The organism is Nocardia speluncae NBRC 108251 (assembly GCF_001613245.1).
GTDB classification, from domain to species: Bacteria; Actinomycetota; Actinomycetes; order Mycobacteriales; family Mycobacteriaceae; genus Nocardia; species Nocardia speluncae.
Genome location: NZ_BDBZ01000047.1, coordinates 18,196 through 34,432 on the forward strand (window position 1 = coordinate 18,196; position 16,237 = coordinate 34,432).

Below are 16,237 nucleotides of genomic sequence, written 5' to 3' on the forward strand. Positions count from 1 at the left end.
AGCGCAGGAAGTACCGCATCCGACCGGGTGCCTGCTAGACGCGATCCCACTACGACAGAGACTTTCCCGACGCTTGGAGTGTGTTGTGAGCAGGCCAACTAGCCAGTACGAGGCGACTTGCGGCCCGGGAACGCCGGTACCCGCCCCTGCAGCTACGCAGGCGTCACCGGTTGCTCCGGACGGTCGTGCTGTGCCGCTGTACACCGCCGGGTTCGCTGCTGAACCAGCTCACTGGTTTCGGGAGTGGGAGGGTGAGTTCGGGTCGCTGGTGCCGGTGGAGTTGGCACCCGGGGTGCTGGCGACGTTGGTGCTGGGGCATCGGGAAGCGTTGAAGGTCCTGCACAATCCCGACACTTTCCCCGCTGACCCGAGCGGGTGGCAGCGCGATGTATCTGGGGACTGTCCGGTTCGGCAGATGTTGGAGGGGGGTCCGACACCGGCACGGACAGCGGGGGTCGAGCATGCCCGGTACCGGGGTGCGCATGTCGCGGCGTTGGTGCGGGTCGATCAGCACATGCTGCAGGCCGAGGTGGAACGGTACGCCGTCGAGCTGATCAACGCGTTTTGGACTGTGGGGTCGGCGGAGCTGCGGGCTCAATTCGCCTACCCGCTGGTGCTCGAGGCCGTAAACCGGCTGGTGGGTGTATCGGGGGATGCCTCGGCTGCGCTGGCGCGGGCGCTTGCGGCGCTCACCGAGGTTCGTGACGTCGAATCTGCTGCGGCGGGGCGGCGATTGCTGGATTCGGTGCTGTATGAGGTGGTGCAGGGCAAGCAGGCGGCACCTGGTGAGGATGTGGCGTCGTGGCTGCTGGCACATGAGGCGGGTTTGTCGGAGGCCGAGGTGGTGGCCCAGCTCGCACTGATTTATGAGATGGCTGTCGAACCCACTACGGCGTTGATCTTGAACACGATCCGGTTGATCCTGACCGACGATCGGCTCGCCGCAGCGCTGGGTGGAAGTCTTTCTACTCGCGACGCCCTGGATGAGGCGCTATTCACCGACCCGCCCCTGACGAACTGGTGCGTGCGCTACCCGCACGTGCCCCAGTTGATGGACAACGGTGTCTGGTTGCCCGCGCATCAACCGGTGATCATCAGCCTGGCCGACTGGCACAGCGGTCCCGCCGGCCAGGCCGACCGCCGTGGTAACCGCTCACATCTGGCGTTCGGCGCCGGGATCCATGGCTGCCCCGCCGACGGGATCGGGCTGCTGATCGCCACCATCGCTCTCGACCAACTCATGGACGCGGTCCCGGATATGCGCCCGGCCAGGAAGCTGGTGTGGCAGACGAGCCCGTTCCACCGGTTCCTGACCGCGTTGCCGGTGGCTTTCGAGCCTGTCCGCTCACTGCCCTAATCCCTGCGCCCTTTCCGTTCCCGGTAGTCGTGATGCACGTGTTGTAAGGAAAACGAGAAGCCATGCTCAGCCCTCAGTCTCTGTCCCGTAGCGGCACCTGTTCGATCGAAGAACTCGGTCCCCGTACCCCGCTCTACACTCCCGCTTTCGCTATCGCCCCGTACGCCGCCTATGAGCGGATGCGTGAGGGCGGAAATACGCTCGCTCCGGTAGAACTGGCTCCAGGGGTGCCCGCGACGCTGGTTATTGGCTACCACACGGCGGTGCGGATCCTAAATGATCCCGACCGGTTCCCGGCCGACCCCAGTACCTGGCAGAAGTCCCTCTCGCGTGATCATCCGTTGCTGCCGATGCTGGGATGGCGGCCCAATGCACTGCGCACCGCAGGCAAGGAGCACGCCGGCCACCGGGATGCGCTGCAGACCGCGTTGTCGGTAGTCGATTTGCATGCGGTGCGGGAACGCACCATCCGGGTCGCTTCCTCACTGATCAACCAGTTCTGCCAGGCCGGCGAGGCCGAGCTGATTGAGCATTTCATTACTCCGCTGGTGTTCACGGTGCTCAACGAAACCGTCGGCTGCCCACCTGCGAGCGGCGAGCGGCTGCGTGTGGCGATCGCGGCGATGTTCGAGGGCGTCGACACCGAGCACGTGAACGCCGAGGTGGCGGAATCGCTGTTCGAGTTGATCGAACTCAAACGCCGCACCCCCGCTGCCGATATCGCGTCCTGGCTGGTGCACCGGTGCCCGAACCTCACCGATGAGCAGCGGATGAATCAGCTGGTCACGATCTACTCCGCGGGGATCGAGCCGGTGCGTAACCTGATCGCGAACACGATCCGGCGGATGCTGACCGCTGTCCGGTACCGGCACGACAACAGCATGTTCACGCCCCCTGTGCGTGATGCAGTTGAAGAAACCCTCGCGGACGACCCGCCGATGGCCAACCTCTGCAACAGCTACCCGCGCCAGCCGGTTCTGGTCGATCGGGTGTGGCTTCCGGCGGACCAACCTGTGCTGGTGAGCATGGCAGCCTGCAACACCGACCCCGCGATCATCGGTGAACATGGCTGGACCGACAACAGCTCACACCTGGCCTATGGCAGCGGCCCGCATGCCTGCCCGGACATGGCGCGGAAGATGTCGAAACAGATCGCGATCGAGGCCATCGGCCACTTCTTCGATGCCTTCCCCGAGGCCGAGCTCGCCGTTTCAGCGGACGAAATGCCGTGGCGAACCGGTCCGTTTCACCGTGCCCCCGCGGCAGTGCCCGTCGCGTTCCCACCGACACCGCCGCTGATCATCCCACCGGCACCGGGCCACCGATGACACCCGAGCCCTCGGACGACGCGCCGTTATCTCCGGATCCCGCACTACGGAAGCGAGTGACACCATGACCACCACCACTACCGTTCTCATCACCCATATCGGCTATCGCGATGAAGATCCGACCGTCACCGGGCTGCGCGGGGCGCTGTTCGGCGACCATCTCGGCACGCACCGCGCCGCGATGGACATCATGCTGAGGCTCGGAGACGTTGCTCCTGACGGCGACGTCACCTATCGGGAAGAGACTCGGATCGGGTCAGCACTGCTGCCGCGGTTGATCGCCGATCTCGGGCTCCCGGCGCGTAAGATCGCCCAGGACGTGCACCTGCGGGGTGCGGTCTGCGATAGCGCGGCGGTCGCCGCGACCCACGTATTGACCGTGTTGAACGGGCATTTCGCGTTGACGTGCCGTGCGTTGCTGGAGCTGGGCAACGGCAGCGACTATGTGCAAGCATGCTTGGCCGACCTGGACAGCGGCCGGACGCTGGGAGTGTTCGCGCACACGGAACTCGGCGGCACCAACGGTGGCGCTGATCTTCAGGTGGTCGCGGTGCGTGATTGTGCAGCGGGCGGCTACCGCCTCTACAGCAGCAGCATCGAGGCGGTCAAAGCGATGGCCAACCTCGCCGATCCCGACGTGCCGGCCGTCGCCGTATTCACCGCGTGCCTGGAGGAAGACGGGGAGGACAAGGGCGTGCTGGCGTTCGCGTCACGTTTCCGGAGCGCCGACGGCGTTCTGGCCGAGGGCGTGGAAATCTACACTTTGTCCCCGAAACTTGGTTCCGCGATGCCGCACGCGTTGATCAAGTTGAACGGGCTGCTGGTCCCCGAGGATGGGGTCCTGTGTGGGGACTGGGGTGGTTTCGACGACGCCGGGGCCTTCGTGTCCGAGGTCCCGGTGCGTCAACGGTTCCAGCATACGGTTGGGCCGTTGATCCACGGGCGCCTCGATCTGGGTATCGCGATGAACCGCAGCGCCGGGGCCGGTGCCGCGGCTGCGGTCGGGTTCACAGGTCAACGTCCCCACGGTGATAGCGACGCCTTGCAGCGCGATCTCGTCACCGCCGTCGCCGACACGTTCGCGTGTGGAGTGCTGGGGCGTATGGTGCGCGATACGGCGGCCGACCCCGATATCCAGCCGCCGCTGGGTCTGTGGGTGATGGTGCTCAAACCGTTGTTGACCACGCTGGCGCAGGACGCGTTGATCGTGTGCCGGGAACGGTTGGCCTCGCACGGGATTCTGCGCTGCAACTATCTTCCGGATGCGATCGCCAACGTTTTTGGTGGGAAAACCGCCGAAGGTGACACCCTCGCTCTCCAAGTCGCCGCGGGGCGGTATGCGAAAGCCTTGTGCCTCCTCACACTTCCCGAAACTCCGGCCGAGAAGCCGTGGTGGCTTGAGATGATCACGGCCCGCGAAGGCCACCTCGCCACTGATCTCTACCTCGCGACCGGCATCGGCCGCGACGAGTACGAGCCCGACGGGGACGCGGTAGGCCTGGACTCCGCGCGCGCCGATATGGCCCACACCACCGGGATCCGCCTGGCGGTGACCGCCGCGCTCATCGCCGCCGACCAGGCCACCGATCCCCACGCGGCCACCGTGGCGTACTCGGTGGCCGCGGTAGTCGCACTGGGTTACCTCGCCCCGCGCGGGACGTGGTTCCAGCGGCGGGGATTGCAGTCCGATCAGCGTGCGGCCGAGATCGAAACCGGCCTGCTGCGCCACCGCCGTATCCTGCTTGAGAACTTGACCTTTTTGGCGGCGGCGTTCGATGTTCCGCAGTTGCCCGGGGCGCCGGTTTTCGCCCTGGACTACCGGCAGGCGTTCAGTGAGATCACCGGCTGGGGGCCCGACAGCTTTGTCCGGCCGCGATGAGAGGGCGACCGCAGCGGCGTCCGGACCCGGACCTGTGGACCCGCCGCCACAGTGAGTGCGCCAGCAGTGACGCCGGGTTCACCTCGATGGGAGAGGCGATGTTCGTGCACACCGCACACGGCGGTCACGGCCCGAAATGCCTGCAATTCCTGAGCGCAGCTGCCTACCTCGACGGCCGCGCCGACCCCGACGAGTACGTATAAGCACCCCATTTTCCGAAGCGGAGGCTCCTATGCCACACCCCGAACACGGCACCCGCCGAGCCCGATACCCCGCCACACGACACCGGAGCAGCAACCGGTGCCGCTTCGGCGGACATGCTTCGGCGGTTGCGTTCTCGCCCGGCGCCGGCGATCGGCACGGGTGATGGGCGGCAAGAACCGGAAACGGCCGAACACTCACCCCCATCAGCACTGCCGCAACTCCAGCAGTACTGGGGGAGATCGCCCGCGGTCGGTGTCGCGGTACCCCGATGACGCGCTGATCGAGAGGATGCTGCGGACCATGATCGCGTACCGAGCCGCGGCCCCAACCCGCTGGGCCGTGCACGCCGGGGAGGATGCTCACCAGGTCTGGGGATTCGGCTGCGTCGATGAAATGACTGCGCAGAACCGGACGTCGAGGACGTTCACGACTGCCGACCTCGCGGTCGGTGGCGCGGTGCTGGACTATGCCTTCGGCTTGCACTCCGATATTCCGGGGATCTGGGGGTATGGACTGGGCTACTTCGGGGCGATCGGTTCCCAGGCCCCGGGTGCTCCGATGACCAGCGATACCCGGCGGGCTTTCCGTGAGGGCCGCATGGGCGCCGGCCACGTCGGGGCCTTGGAGTACTCGGCGGTCATCTACGACGCCCGCGGCCGGATGCACACCGCCACCCTGCCCTACGACACCATCACCGGTCTCCCGGCCTACACCCACACCGACATCGCGGCGCAGACGGACGAGTTCGTGGACGCCTTCCACGCCGATGGCATCGATACCGATCTCTGGTTCGCTGCCGTCGCTCTCGATATCTGGCGTAACGAACGACTGCTACACCGCCTGCTGCCACAACTGTCCGCCATAAACCCAGCCGATTTCTCCGATGACAGTGGGTGAACAGTCGAACCGTCGCCACCCCGTCCGCAGCAGCGCGTTCGGCAAGCTCGGGAAGCCTGTTCGGCGATGATCCTGGGATCGCTGGCTATCCACCAACTCCTTCACCACACCGGCCCACACTGGCCCGACCCCGCCCCGGCCGTCGCCGAGCGCGCGGTGCGGACCCGCCACTACTCCGCTCCACGACCTCTCGGGCCTCCATCGGCCACCGGGAGATCTAACCCTGTCGAGGACCCACTGTGATTTCCATGCACCACATCAGGGTTGCGCTGGCAACAGTGACTGCTGCCCTGACCGCGCTCGTTGCCCTGGCTTGTACCGCCTCATTACATCGACCCGCGACCGGCGGGACGCTGCGACTCACCTATCACATTGCCCCACTGGCCACACCCGACTGTGTGGAAGCCCGAACCCCGGAACGGGTTTCGGGTACCAGGCCCGGTGGTACCGCGGATGGAGCCGATGCGATTCTGACGTTCCATCATGCGTTCTATGGCCTGCGGTCCGGGACCGCAGCACGCGAAGTGGTGGCAACCGACGCCCGAGTGCCGTCCTCGGCCGATATCCAGGTGGGGATCGACTCGCTGCCCCTCGGTACCCGGTTCTGCGTCCACGTGACCTCCGCCCTAGCGGCCACTGACCGTGTGCAGCGCTGGAACGTGGAAGTGGCCCAGCAGGTCCCGGGCGCGCCAGAGATCACCCACCGGCAGTTCGTCACCACCCGCGTCGAGACCGGCCACACCCTGATCACCGCGATCGCCGCGGTCTGACACCCGCACTCATCGAAAGGAAGACCACAGCTATGCCGTCTGCTGCAATGTCGCCAGCCGGACCGGAGTTCCTGTCCTGGGACGAGCACACCCTGCCCGCACTGCAACACCGCACCCGTAGCGTCGAAGCAGACACCGTGCGGCTGCGGGGCTATGACCCCGAACTGGTCCCGGGTCAACTGCAAACTCGCGAGTACGCCACCGCAGTCCTGCGCGTCTGCCAGAACCTCAGTAGCCGTCCAGTCGACGAAAACGAACTCGCGGAGGCGGTCGCGGCGCGGATGGCCCGGCAAGCCGAGTGGCGGTCCGGATCAGGCGAGGCGCATTTTCTGCTCGCCGAACAGGCCCTCTACACCACCGTCGGCGCCCCTGCGGTGATGGTGGCCCAGCTTGAAGCGCTGCTGGAGACCCTGACACTGCCCGGCTCGTTCGAGATCGGTGTCATCGAACGCACGGCGCAGTTCGTTGCCTCGACCACGAACTTCCTGTTCTACAACGCAACGAAAGCAACGGTGGAGACCTTGACCGGCCAGGTCACCATCACTGACTCCCAGGGCTTGGCCTCTTACGAGGCGGCGTTTGAACGAATGGCCGCCCAGGCGGTCACCGGCGGCGCAGCCCAGGACGTGATCGCCACTGCACTCGGCTACCACCGCTGGGCGGCGACCTGTGACGAATGAGGATTCCACCGCCGACGCCGGGGTGAGATTGCTGCGTGCGAGCAGTTGAATACCGCTCATACCGACGCGACCGCTCCTCGATCGAGTGAGGATGCAACGGCCCGGCCGCGGAAACCGTTCAGTGCCAACCAGCGGCGCATACTGGAAGCCATGTCCGGTGGGGACATCATCGCACTCAGGAACTTTACGAGCGTCTCGGTTTGCCTCGGTTGAGCAGCGCGGCCCGGACCGTGAACTGGTTCGCTCGCCACGGCTATATCCGCCGCGCCGATGACGACGACGCAGGTACCTGGCGCCTGACTGCGATGGGCTCGGAAGCGGCAGCCAGCCTCGATCACGGCTACGAACTGGGCTACGACGGCCTGCCCGCGTAATCGCAGCGGCTATGGGTCTCAGCGTGGCGGCCCGTCGGACACAGGGCCGCTCACAGACCAGCTCCCTCGCCGAGATCGAGCCGGGGTTCGTCACGGTTGAGCTGAGGCTGAGCCGATTGTGGCGGTACGGATGCCCGAGAATCTCGACATTCCACCGGTCCGGGGTCGTCGTGGCTGGTACTCGGTTGATCCTCTCAGCAGGCGATCGCAGGTGTGTTGTAGAGGCCGTGGGTGATGAGGATGTCGGGGTAGGCGCTGTATTCGTCGACTTCGAAGCTGAGGGAGAGATGTTTGTGGGCGCCGGGTATTCGTATTCCGGTCGGAGCCGGGCGGGCCCAGCGGTAGGTCACCTGCATGGGGGTGCAGTCCCAGGCGCGGCGGAAATCGGAGTGTTCTCGTAGTGTCCGGAACAGCGTTCGTGCTCGGGGTAGATCGCGGTATCGGCCCAGCGCTGCGCGCACGAGGGTGACGACGTAGCGGAGTTCCGCGTCCCAGTTCTCGATGGTGTCGCGGCCGGCGGTCGACAGTATCCACAGAAGGATGTTGTCGTCGGCCTCGGCGAGGCCGGGCATCACGCTGTGGAATAGGCGGTTTCCGTGCAGGACGGTCTGGAGAGGGTCGAAGTAGGCGGCCAGGACGTCTTGGGCGTCGAGGTGATCGAGGTGGTGTCGGACGCCGATTTCGGTGAGGTGGCGGCGTAGCTCGGCAGCGGGCGGGAGAGAAGCGGAGGGTTGGCACACGTCGTAGAGATGCTGTCGCTGCGAGGTGTCGAGATCGAAGGAGCCGACCAGTTTGGCGAAGACACGGGAGCTGGGGATGGTGCGTTTCCGAATGATCTGGTGGAGGTAGGAGCCGCTGATCCCGGCTTCGTGGGCGGCGGATTCGCGGGAGAGATGATGTTGGTGTCGTAGGTATTCGACCGAGTCGTGGAAGTCGGGCATGCCGGTGAGTACGGGGAGCTTGGGCATCACCGCGCTCGCCTCTGCGGTAGTAGGTGGGTGATGCCTGTCGGGCATGCGGGGCTGGGTGCCGGTGCGGGGCGATGATGATCGAGGGGTGTGGGCGTGGTTTTCATTCTTGTACTCCTGTTCGGCCGGTCCCGTTGGTGTGTGCGGGCGGGTGGTTGGGTGCGGATCCGTCAGGACGGCGGACCGTCGCGGTAGGCGAGGAAGAAGTGGAGATCGGGGGAGCCTTGTGCGCCGAGGTGGATTCGCGCGGTGCACGGCTCACCGGTGGCGGAGTCGTGCACGAGGATGGGTTGCTCGGTCCGGAAGCCGTAGGCGACCGAGAGGCTGGTGTCCCAGATCTGGGCGAAGGCGCCCGCGCCACGAAGCTGCTGGTAGAGGGCAAATACGGCCGGGGTTGTGCGGTGCCGTCCGAAGGCGCCGCGCAGGGAGGCAACCAGGTGGGCGGCGGCGCAGTCCCACTGCACGACAAAGGCTTCGGCGGTGGGTGTGGACGAGCCCGGGTGGAAGAACCACAATGCGATGTTGTCGCGGTAGTGCTCGACGTCGGGCAGCTCTGCTCGGAAACGATCGTTGGCCAGGACGACGTTCCACAGGGGATCGACGTAGGCGCCGGCCAGGTTACGTCTATCGAGGTAGGCCAGCTTCGCGCGGTGCTCGGGAGAGCCGGCGCGGGCACGCAATTCGGCCACCGGCGACAGTGGGATCGCGGGGTGGGCCAGGTCACGGGTGTGGCGCTGCTGGGTGTGATCGAGGTCGTAGGTGGTTACCAGATGGTCCAGTACCGCCGGCGAACAGGCGACGTTGCCGTGCTCGATCTTCTTGAGCAGCTCGGTACTGACGTGGAGAAGGCCGGCGGCACGCGACCGAGTGAGGCGGCGCTGCTCGCGGACCCGGCGCACCCAACCACCGAAGTCAGGCAACTCTGATTCAGCACGACCAGGGCGTGCCGCACGACCGGGACGCCGTCGCCGATCGCGGGCCGGGTTCGTTGTCTGGTTCACGTCAAGCCCCTCCTACTACAGTCTTCCGTAGATCCTTCGCTGTGAGCTACCTTGAAGGGTTAACTCCCCCGAGTTGATCTCGTTCTTACCAGAAAAGTAAAGACTCGGCCAACAACATTCGCTGTGAAGTGGCTGACGAATAGCTGAAGCCTCGGCGTGGCCCGAGTGCAGCATTCTTCGTGTCTTCCGTCAATCGGGACAGGCGTCGGCAGAATTCTTCGACTGACACTCCTATTACCCCTTTCTCCTATAAGCGCTGGCCACGGTGTGTGGCGGCAGGGGTAATGGCTTTAACAGCAGAATCTTTACCTGTCGAAAGGCTGGCGCGGCAGCGTTTTTCGGGGCTGTGATGGTGGGGTATCGCACCTCCTTCGAAAGGGAAACCTGTGGATCTCTACTCGATTCTGACGCTGCTCGACGCGGGCGTGTCGCTGGCCTCGCATCTGCTGACATTTGGCACGCAGGCGTTCGGTCTGGCGTTGCCGTTCCTGTGACAGTCCGGTCCATTTCCCTCTAGTTGAGGTAAATGAGGGACCGGGTCTCCCGGCTGTGTTCCGCAGCCGGGAGGTGCGGGAATTGGTCGCGCTCTCGCGCAATTCCCGATCATTTCTGATTTTCTTTCTCCTTCGATCGGAAGGGTTATTTGTCGTGCCCGAAAAAGGGAATACGTCCTCGGTTGCTGCCACGCTTCCGAGGCGCGGCTGCCACCGGGATCCCCGTCGCGCCTGTTCGCCCTATGGCGGGCGGATGCTGTGGAGTGGCCACCTGATCGCTGCCGGTGCAGTGCCGGTGCTGATGCTGCTGGCCCCCCAGCACGCGAGTGCGGTGACGCTCGCCCCGATCGCCGACCAACCCGGGGTCACCGCACCGGCCCAGCCCGGAACCCAGGCTCCCGCACCGCCTCCCGCCCCGCCCGCGCCCGCGGTGTATCCGGAACAGCCACCCGAGGTCCGCAACGGTCCGGCGTCGCGCCCCGCGCCCGCTCCCGCGCCCGCGCCGCCGGTGAATGTGGTCGAGCTGCATGCTCCGGCGCCGGTCGAACCGGTAGCGCCGATCGAGCCACCGGCGGACATGATCCGGATCGGTCAGGCGCAGTTCCCCGAGCCGGAGTGGCTGCCACCGGAAGTCGGCGACACGATCAACACCGTCAGCGCCGACCTCGAAGCCCAAGCCGCAACATTCCTGGACTCGGTCGGAATCCCGGCCGGGCGCTCGGACCGGGTCGCAGGAGCCACCGTCGCCGGGGCCGGGGTCGGTGGCGCGATCGGCGGCGCGGTGGCCGGTGTCCCGGCCGCGGCAGCCGGTGCGGTCGTGGGTGGGCTGATCGGCGGCACCATCGGCGGCATCGCCGGAGCCGCCCTGGGCACCGTGGTGGCCGTGCCTGTCATCGGCACAGTGACCTCCGGCGTGGCGGGCACCGCGCTGGGTGCGGCGGCGGGCGCGGCCGTGGGCGCGGTGGTGGCCGGGGTGCCCGCCGCAGCGGCCGGTGCACTCATCGGCGGGACGGTGGGCGCGGGATTCGGCGCGGGTGTGGGAGTGGGGCAGCCGTGACCCGGCGACCCCTCCTCGCCGTGGCCGTCCTGGCCGCGGCCGCCAGTGGCCTGTGTCTGCCGGTTTCGAGTGCGGCGCAACCTCCCACAGCTGGCCAAGGGTGCCCGGTGTTGTGGGTTCTCGGGGTGCAGGGCACCGGCGAGTCCTCGCCCGACGCTTCCGAGACCGCCGACACCGGAATGCTCGGCCACCTGCTCGCCCCGGTAGTGGCCGCCGCACCGGACTTGGTCGCGCGCACCTACATTCCCTATCCGGCCGCGTTCGGGGGAGCGGTCGGCACCGGCGGCGGCACCGACCCCTACACCCACTCGGTGGGTGCCGGTGTTGCTGCGCTCACCGACGCCGCTGGGCAGATCGCCACAGCGTGCCCCGGCACCGCCCTGGCTGCTGTCGGATACTCCCAAGGCGCACAGGTAGTCTCGCAGTTCGCGCGGACCGTCGGAGCCGGACAAGGGCCGGTGGCTGCCGATCGGGTCGCGGGAGTCGCGCTGTACTCCGACCCCGAACGGAGCTCCGGTTCGCCGGTGATCCCTGGCCGCCCCGGCCAGCTGGCGCCGGACCCGGCCCCCGGCACCACCGGTGCGGCGGTGTCGCAGGTGGCGTTCACCGCCGCGCCTGCCCCCGGTGGTGGGATCGCTTCCACATCTGGTGTCGATTACGGGGCGCTGACCGGCCGGGTCGCCGACATCTGTGTCGAGGGTGACCTGAGCTGCTCGGCACCTGATCGTGCCGCACTGTTGCAGGTGGCCGCCCAGATCGCGGCCCAGGCTGACCTGCGCGACCCGGTCGCCGCGCTCGGCTCGATCCAGTCGCTGCTGTCCGGAGTACTCGGTGACACCTGGACCACCGTGGTGAACACAGACTTCCAGATCGGTTCCCGCTCCGTGGACTACATGCCCGCCGCCAGCCTGGCCCAGCGCCTCACCGACGCCGCCGACCCCCGCAACCCGCCTCCCGGTCCCGACGAGGCCACCGCCGCGGCGGGCCGGTGGGCACAGATCACCACGGTGGTCGCCGGAGATCCGCTTACCCAGTTGCCTCGCCTCGCCGCGCAGTTGTCGGCGGCGTTCGGGCAGCTGGTCACCGACAACGGCGACCTTCTCGACCCCAGGGTGTGGCTTCGCTACACCGACATCCCCGCCCGCCACACCGGCTACGCCGCTACCGGGCTGCTCGCCACCGGTGCGGCGTGGATGACCGCACTCGCCCACGACCTCGCAGGGAGACACCCGTGAACATCCTCGACTTCTATCAGACACCGAACCTGCGCGAAGGGCTGCGGCCCGGCGATATCATGCGCACCCGCCCGGTATTCACACCGCAACTCGACGGTGCCGCCGACGCGTGGCAGATCGTCTACGTCTCCAGCAATTCCCGCTCCCAGCTCATCGCGGCCTCGGCGATCGTACTGATCCCCGACACTGCACCCGAGCCCGGCAAGACCGCGATCCTGCTGTACTGCCCGCCCTTCCACGGCCTGGGCGGGGCGTGCGCGCCCTCGCAACTCCTGGCGACCGGAAGCGAACCCGACACCGCCCCCATCGAAGCGGCCCTGGAGCGGGGATGGGCGGTGGCCATCGCCGATGGCCACGGGCTCGGCATCGGCCCCGGACCACACACCTTCCTCGCCGCCCGCACCGGCGCCAGACTCGTACTTGATCTCGCCCGCGCCGTCTACCGGGGCGCGAACCTCGAACTGCCCGTGGCCCCGGTGGTGGTGTGGGGATACGCCGACGGCGGACGCGTCGCCGCTGCTACCGGGGAACTGCAGCCCTGGTACGCCCCCGAGGTGGACCTGCGCGGGGTCGCCGCCGGCGCCGTCGCTTCCGACCTCGCCGCCGTAGCCCCGGCAATCAGCCAGGGCTCGACCGCAGGACTGGGACTGGCCGCGCTGATCGGTCTGGCACGCGCCTACGACCAGCTTCCCCTACGCCACGTCCTCACCGAGACCGGCGGGATCGCCGCCGCCGAAGCCCAAAACCTCACCGGTGCCCAACTGCTGCAACAGTTCTCCCACCCGTTGGCGCACTGGTGCCGGCGCCCTGATCCCTGGAACGATCCCTGGTGGCGGCGGGTACTCGCCCTGGAAACCCTCGCCCACGTCACCCCAGCTACGCCGCTGCATTTGTATCACGGCGAGCTCGACGCCCTCGTGCCCGTGCACGCCGGCCGGCGCACGCTCATCGCCTACCGGCAGCGCGGCACCACGGTGAGCTGGCGCGAGTACGACGCCGACCACCGCTCCACCGCCCAGCAGGCCACCCACCATGTCCTCGCCCGGCTCACCGACCACATCACCAGCCGGCCGGCGACCTCACCCCTCCACATCGAGACCGAGGACGAGCACACGAGCCGCCCCTGACCCCTCCGGGGGACCCTGCCTGCACCCGACGCTCTTCCCCCTCCCGGGTGTGGGCAGGCCCCGGAGACATCCCACCCGTGATCAACCCTCGACGAGGCGAGATGAATGAGGTATCCCGACACGCCACCCGATGACGAGAACTCCTGGGTACGGCTTGACGAGCCACGACCCACCTCCACGCGGCACGCCGTGCCCGGCCCCGATCTGCCTCCCGATCTCGACCCGGACCCCGAACTACCAGGGGACCGTTGGCTGGGCGCGCTGCCGCGGACTCCCGATGCCGCCGACACGGGCGGTTACCGGCCGTGGTGGGCCACGGTGCGGCATCGGCTACCGGCCGGGGCGTGGGCGGTGCTGGCCGCTGTTGTCGCGATCCTGATCGGTGTGGTGGCGGTGTCGGTAAATTCCGGCGGGGCGGGCCAGGAACCGGTCACCACGGCGACACCGCCGAGTGCGGCGCCCGCGCCCGAGGACGCGTGCACGGGGTTGTCAGGCATGGTGGTCACCGACCGTGCCGGTGATCCCGCCACCGTGCCCGGCGTGATCGCTTCATTCCAGGCCGCCTACTATCTGAGCCGCGATGCGGAAGCTGCGATGCGGCTGCTGGCGCCCGAGTCCGGGATCGCTTTCGACGGGCTCGCCGCGGGCATCGTGTCGATCCCGCGTGGCACCACGCATTGTGTGGCGATCACCCCGATCTCGTCGACCACCGCGAACGTGCACATCGTCGAGCTGCGCGCCGATCGGCAACGCATCGACTACCTCCAAGTCGTCAACACCCGCCCCAGCCAAGGCGGTGCCCTGCTGATCAGCAACATCCAGAGGCAAGGATGAAGACCGGCGCGCCCGCGCCGCTACTGATCGCGGTCGCGGGCCTGAGCCCACGCGCCGGGGCCACCACAACCACCCTCGCCCTCGCTCACACTTGGCCGGGCCCGGAACCCGCTCTGATCGTGGAAGCCGGCCCCGCAGGCGGGCAACTCGCCGACATGGCCGGCGCCGATCCGTATCTGGGGTTGGCGAGTCTGGCCCGCACGGTTACACCCGGTGCGCCGATCGACCCGGAGAGCCTGGCCCGGCATGTGCAGTTCCTGCCTGGTGGGGAGGCGCTGCTGGCCGCGCCACCGCGCCCTGATCCCGGCCGCGCCGTATTTACCGCTGAGCTGCTGGCCGGTCCGTCCCCGAGCTGGCGCAACCTCGGGGCGACCGTGTTCGCCGACTGCGGCTTCCTCGAGCCGGATTCGGGTGTCGACTCGGTTCTGGCTGCTGCCGACGCCTGTCTGGTCGTCGTGCGCGCCGATCACTGGGACCCTGAGTCGGCCGCCCGCCGGATCCGTGCCCTCACCCACAACAGCCGCCGCCGGGGGATTGTGCTCATCGGTGCCAACGCCCGCGGCGAGTTCGCCGTGGCCCTCGGGCTCCCGCTGCTGGGCGCCCTGCCCGACAGCCGGGCACGCGCCGACGCGCTGCTACACGGCACCCGCCCGCCGCACCGTCGCCCGCACCTGCTCCCGGCAGCCCGAGCTATCGCCACGGACCTGAACATCCAGCTCCGCACCCCCGCCCACCGTGACCGGCCCGCAGAACCGCCCGCCGGGGCCACCGTCCGCCGCAATCGCCGAACTCGCCGCCAGAGCGCCCCTCCGACCATCTATCGCCTCGAACAACCGCCTGCGCCTACACCACACCCCCGCACACCCGAGCCTGCGGTCACCGAACCCACTCCACCGCCTCCGGGCCCCGAAACACCCGCTGAGGGCGGGCGCGAGGATGCCGGCCATCCGGTTGAGGACGAACTCACCGGCACAGCCGAGCCCGGCCCCGACACCGAGCCCGCGGACTCCCCACCGGCCCCGGCACCATCGGAGGCTGCGCCTGCCCTGACATTGAGGGTCTTCGGGCCGACACGGATCTTCTGGTGTGCGCGGGGTACTGCGGAGACGGTGGAGGTCACCGCGCAGTTGCAGCCCCGTATCCGTGAGCTGCTGACCGTGCTCGCCCTGCACCCGGAAGGGCTGTCACGGGCCCAGTTGATCGACATGCTGTGGGGCGAACGCCCGCCCGAGCGGGGCACCAGCACGCTCACCAACACCCTGAGTCGACTACGCACCTCCCTCAGCACCGCCACCGGCGGACAGATCACCGGGCTGCTCACCGACGACCGGACGCACTACCGCCTGTCCGCCACGTCGGTCCGCGTCGACTACTGGGACTTCAACGCTGCCGTCGCCGAACGCCGCCGCGCCGAGGGCGACACCGACCAGGCCGCCGCCGCCCGCCGAATCGCGGAGCTGGCCACCAGCGAACTGGCCAGCGACCTCACCGACACCTGGGTAGAAGCGCTACGCGAATCAGCACGACGCAACGCCCTCAACGCATTGAGCTGGCTGGCCACCCGCAACACCGAAAACGACCCACGTGCCACCCTGGGCCTGCTCGAGACAACCGCCGAAAGCGACCCCTACAACGAAACCGTATGGCAAGACATACTCCGCCTGCACGCCCGCCTCGGCGAATACGCCGCCCTCGCACGCACCTACTCACTACTCACCCGCACACTCGCGGAAATAGGCCAAACCCCGAGCCCCGAAACCCGGCAACTTATCAACCAACTCCGCCGCACCACCCAATAGAGACGGACCAGCCCGGATCGTTCTGTATTCGGCGAATATGGATCGCCGCGTACATATCATTGCTACGATCGTGGAAATTATGCGAAATGGTCTGATGCGCATTTTTCGACGGGTCCTGAAAGGCATCGATTAGAGCCTATTTTCAGGCAGCTGATCGGCTTCCGTTTATGCGAGGCGGTTCGATCGGAGTGGGGTGGTTCGATGAAAAATAATCCGTGCACTGTTCGGTGGTG

14 protein-coding genes are annotated in these 16,237 nt (G+C 67.6%); 12 read left to right on the forward strand and 2 right to left on the reverse strand.

Annotation, left to right across the window (positions count from 1 at the left end; all coding sequences use genetic code 11):
* The first annotated feature begins 190 nt into the window (after positions 1–190).
* From NS6_RS32010 to NS6_RS35060, 7 genes are all read left to right on the forward strand, one after another.
* Entirely contained in the window at positions 191–1,357 is a 1,167-nt protein-coding gene (locus tag NS6_RS32010) for a cytochrome P450 family protein (protein WP_084471638.1), read from the forward strand.
* A gap of 62 nt (positions 1,358–1,419) precedes the next feature.
* Positions 1,420–2,685 (forward strand): cytochrome P450 family protein, encoded by a 1,266-nt coding sequence (locus NS6_RS32015; protein WP_068049902.1) that lies wholly within the window; start codon positions 1,420–1,422, stop codon positions 2,683–2,685.
* Positions 2,686–2,749: 64 nt separating this feature from the next.
* Positions 2,750–4,564, forward strand: coding sequence for an acyl-CoA dehydrogenase family protein (locus NS6_RS32020; protein WP_068049904.1), 1,815 nt, complete (start codon positions 2,750–2,752; stop codon positions 4,562–4,564).
* Between the two features lie 504 nt (positions 4,565–5,068).
* Entirely contained in the window at positions 5,069–5,665 is a 597-nt protein-coding gene (locus NS6_RS32025; RefSeq protein WP_157113053.1) for a hypothetical protein, read from the forward strand.
* A 248-nt stretch (positions 5,666–5,913) separates the two neighbouring features.
* Positions 5,914–6,435 carry a DUF8176 domain-containing protein gene (locus NS6_RS32030; RefSeq protein WP_157113054.1) on the forward strand — a complete coding sequence of 174 codons (522 nt, stop codon included), beginning with the start codon at positions 5,914–5,916 and terminating at the stop codon, positions 6,433–6,435.
* 32 nt (positions 6,436–6,467) lie between these two features.
* Positions 6,468–7,115 (forward strand): DUF5753 domain-containing protein, encoded by a 648-nt coding sequence (locus NS6_RS32035; protein ID WP_157113055.1) that lies wholly within the window; start codon positions 6,468–6,470, stop codon positions 7,113–7,115.
* Positions 7,116–7,315: 200 nt separating this feature from the next.
* Complete coding sequence (locus NS6_RS35060) at positions 7,316–7,489, forward strand: hypothetical protein (RefSeq protein ID WP_157113056.1); 174 nt, start codon at positions 7,316–7,318, stop codon at positions 7,487–7,489.
* A 194-nt stretch (positions 7,490–7,683) separates the two neighbouring features.
* Here NS6_RS35060 and NS6_RS32040 read toward each other — a convergent pair whose 3' ends face one another.
* Positions 7,684–8,457, reverse strand: a complete 774-nt coding sequence (locus NS6_RS32040; protein ID WP_068049912.1) for an MmyB family transcriptional regulator — start codon at positions 8,455–8,457, stop codon at positions 7,684–7,686.
* Between the two features lie 170 nt (positions 8,458–8,627).
* Positions 8,628–9,377 (reverse strand): helix-turn-helix domain-containing protein, encoded by a 750-nt coding sequence (locus tag NS6_RS32045; RefSeq protein WP_168443432.1) that lies wholly within the window; start codon positions 9,375–9,377, stop codon positions 8,628–8,630.
* A gap of 828 nt (positions 9,378–10,205) precedes the next feature.
* On the opposite strand from NS6_RS32045, the gene NS6_RS32050 reads away from it, so the two are divergent.
* The 5 genes from NS6_RS32050 to NS6_RS32070 all read left to right on the forward strand — a co-directional run bounded on the left by NS6_RS32050 (position 10,206) and on the right by NS6_RS32070 (position 16,004).
* Positions 10,206–11,009: a hypothetical protein gene (locus NS6_RS32050; protein WP_068049916.1), complete on the forward strand. Its 804-nt coding sequence runs from the start codon at positions 10,206–10,208 to the stop codon at positions 11,007–11,009.
* Positions 11,010–11,116: 107 nt separating this feature from the next.
* Positions 11,117–12,244 carry a cutinase family protein gene (locus NS6_RS32055; RefSeq protein WP_245669594.1) on the forward strand — a complete coding sequence of 376 codons (1,128 nt, stop codon included), beginning with the start codon at positions 11,117–11,119 and terminating at the stop codon, positions 12,242–12,244.
* The gene (locus NS6_RS32060) at positions 12,241–13,371 is read left to right on the forward strand and encodes a lipase family protein (RefSeq protein ID WP_068049918.1); all 1,131 of its coding nucleotides are present in this window, start codon (positions 12,241–12,243) and stop codon (positions 13,369–13,371) included. Before NS6_RS32055 ends, NS6_RS32060 begins: the two co-directional genes overlap by 4 nt.
* 105 nt (positions 13,372–13,476) lie before the next feature.
* On the forward strand, positions 13,477–14,205 hold the full coding sequence (locus NS6_RS32065; RefSeq protein ID WP_157113058.1) for a DUF8176 domain-containing protein: 729 nt from the start codon (positions 13,477–13,479) through the stop codon (positions 14,203–14,205).
* Positions 14,202–16,004 (forward strand): AfsR/SARP family transcriptional regulator, encoded by a 1,803-nt coding sequence (locus NS6_RS32070; protein WP_068049923.1) that lies wholly within the window; start codon positions 14,202–14,204, stop codon positions 16,002–16,004. Before NS6_RS32065 ends, NS6_RS32070 begins: the two co-directional genes overlap by 4 nt.
* Positions 16,005–16,237: the final 233 nt, after the last annotated feature.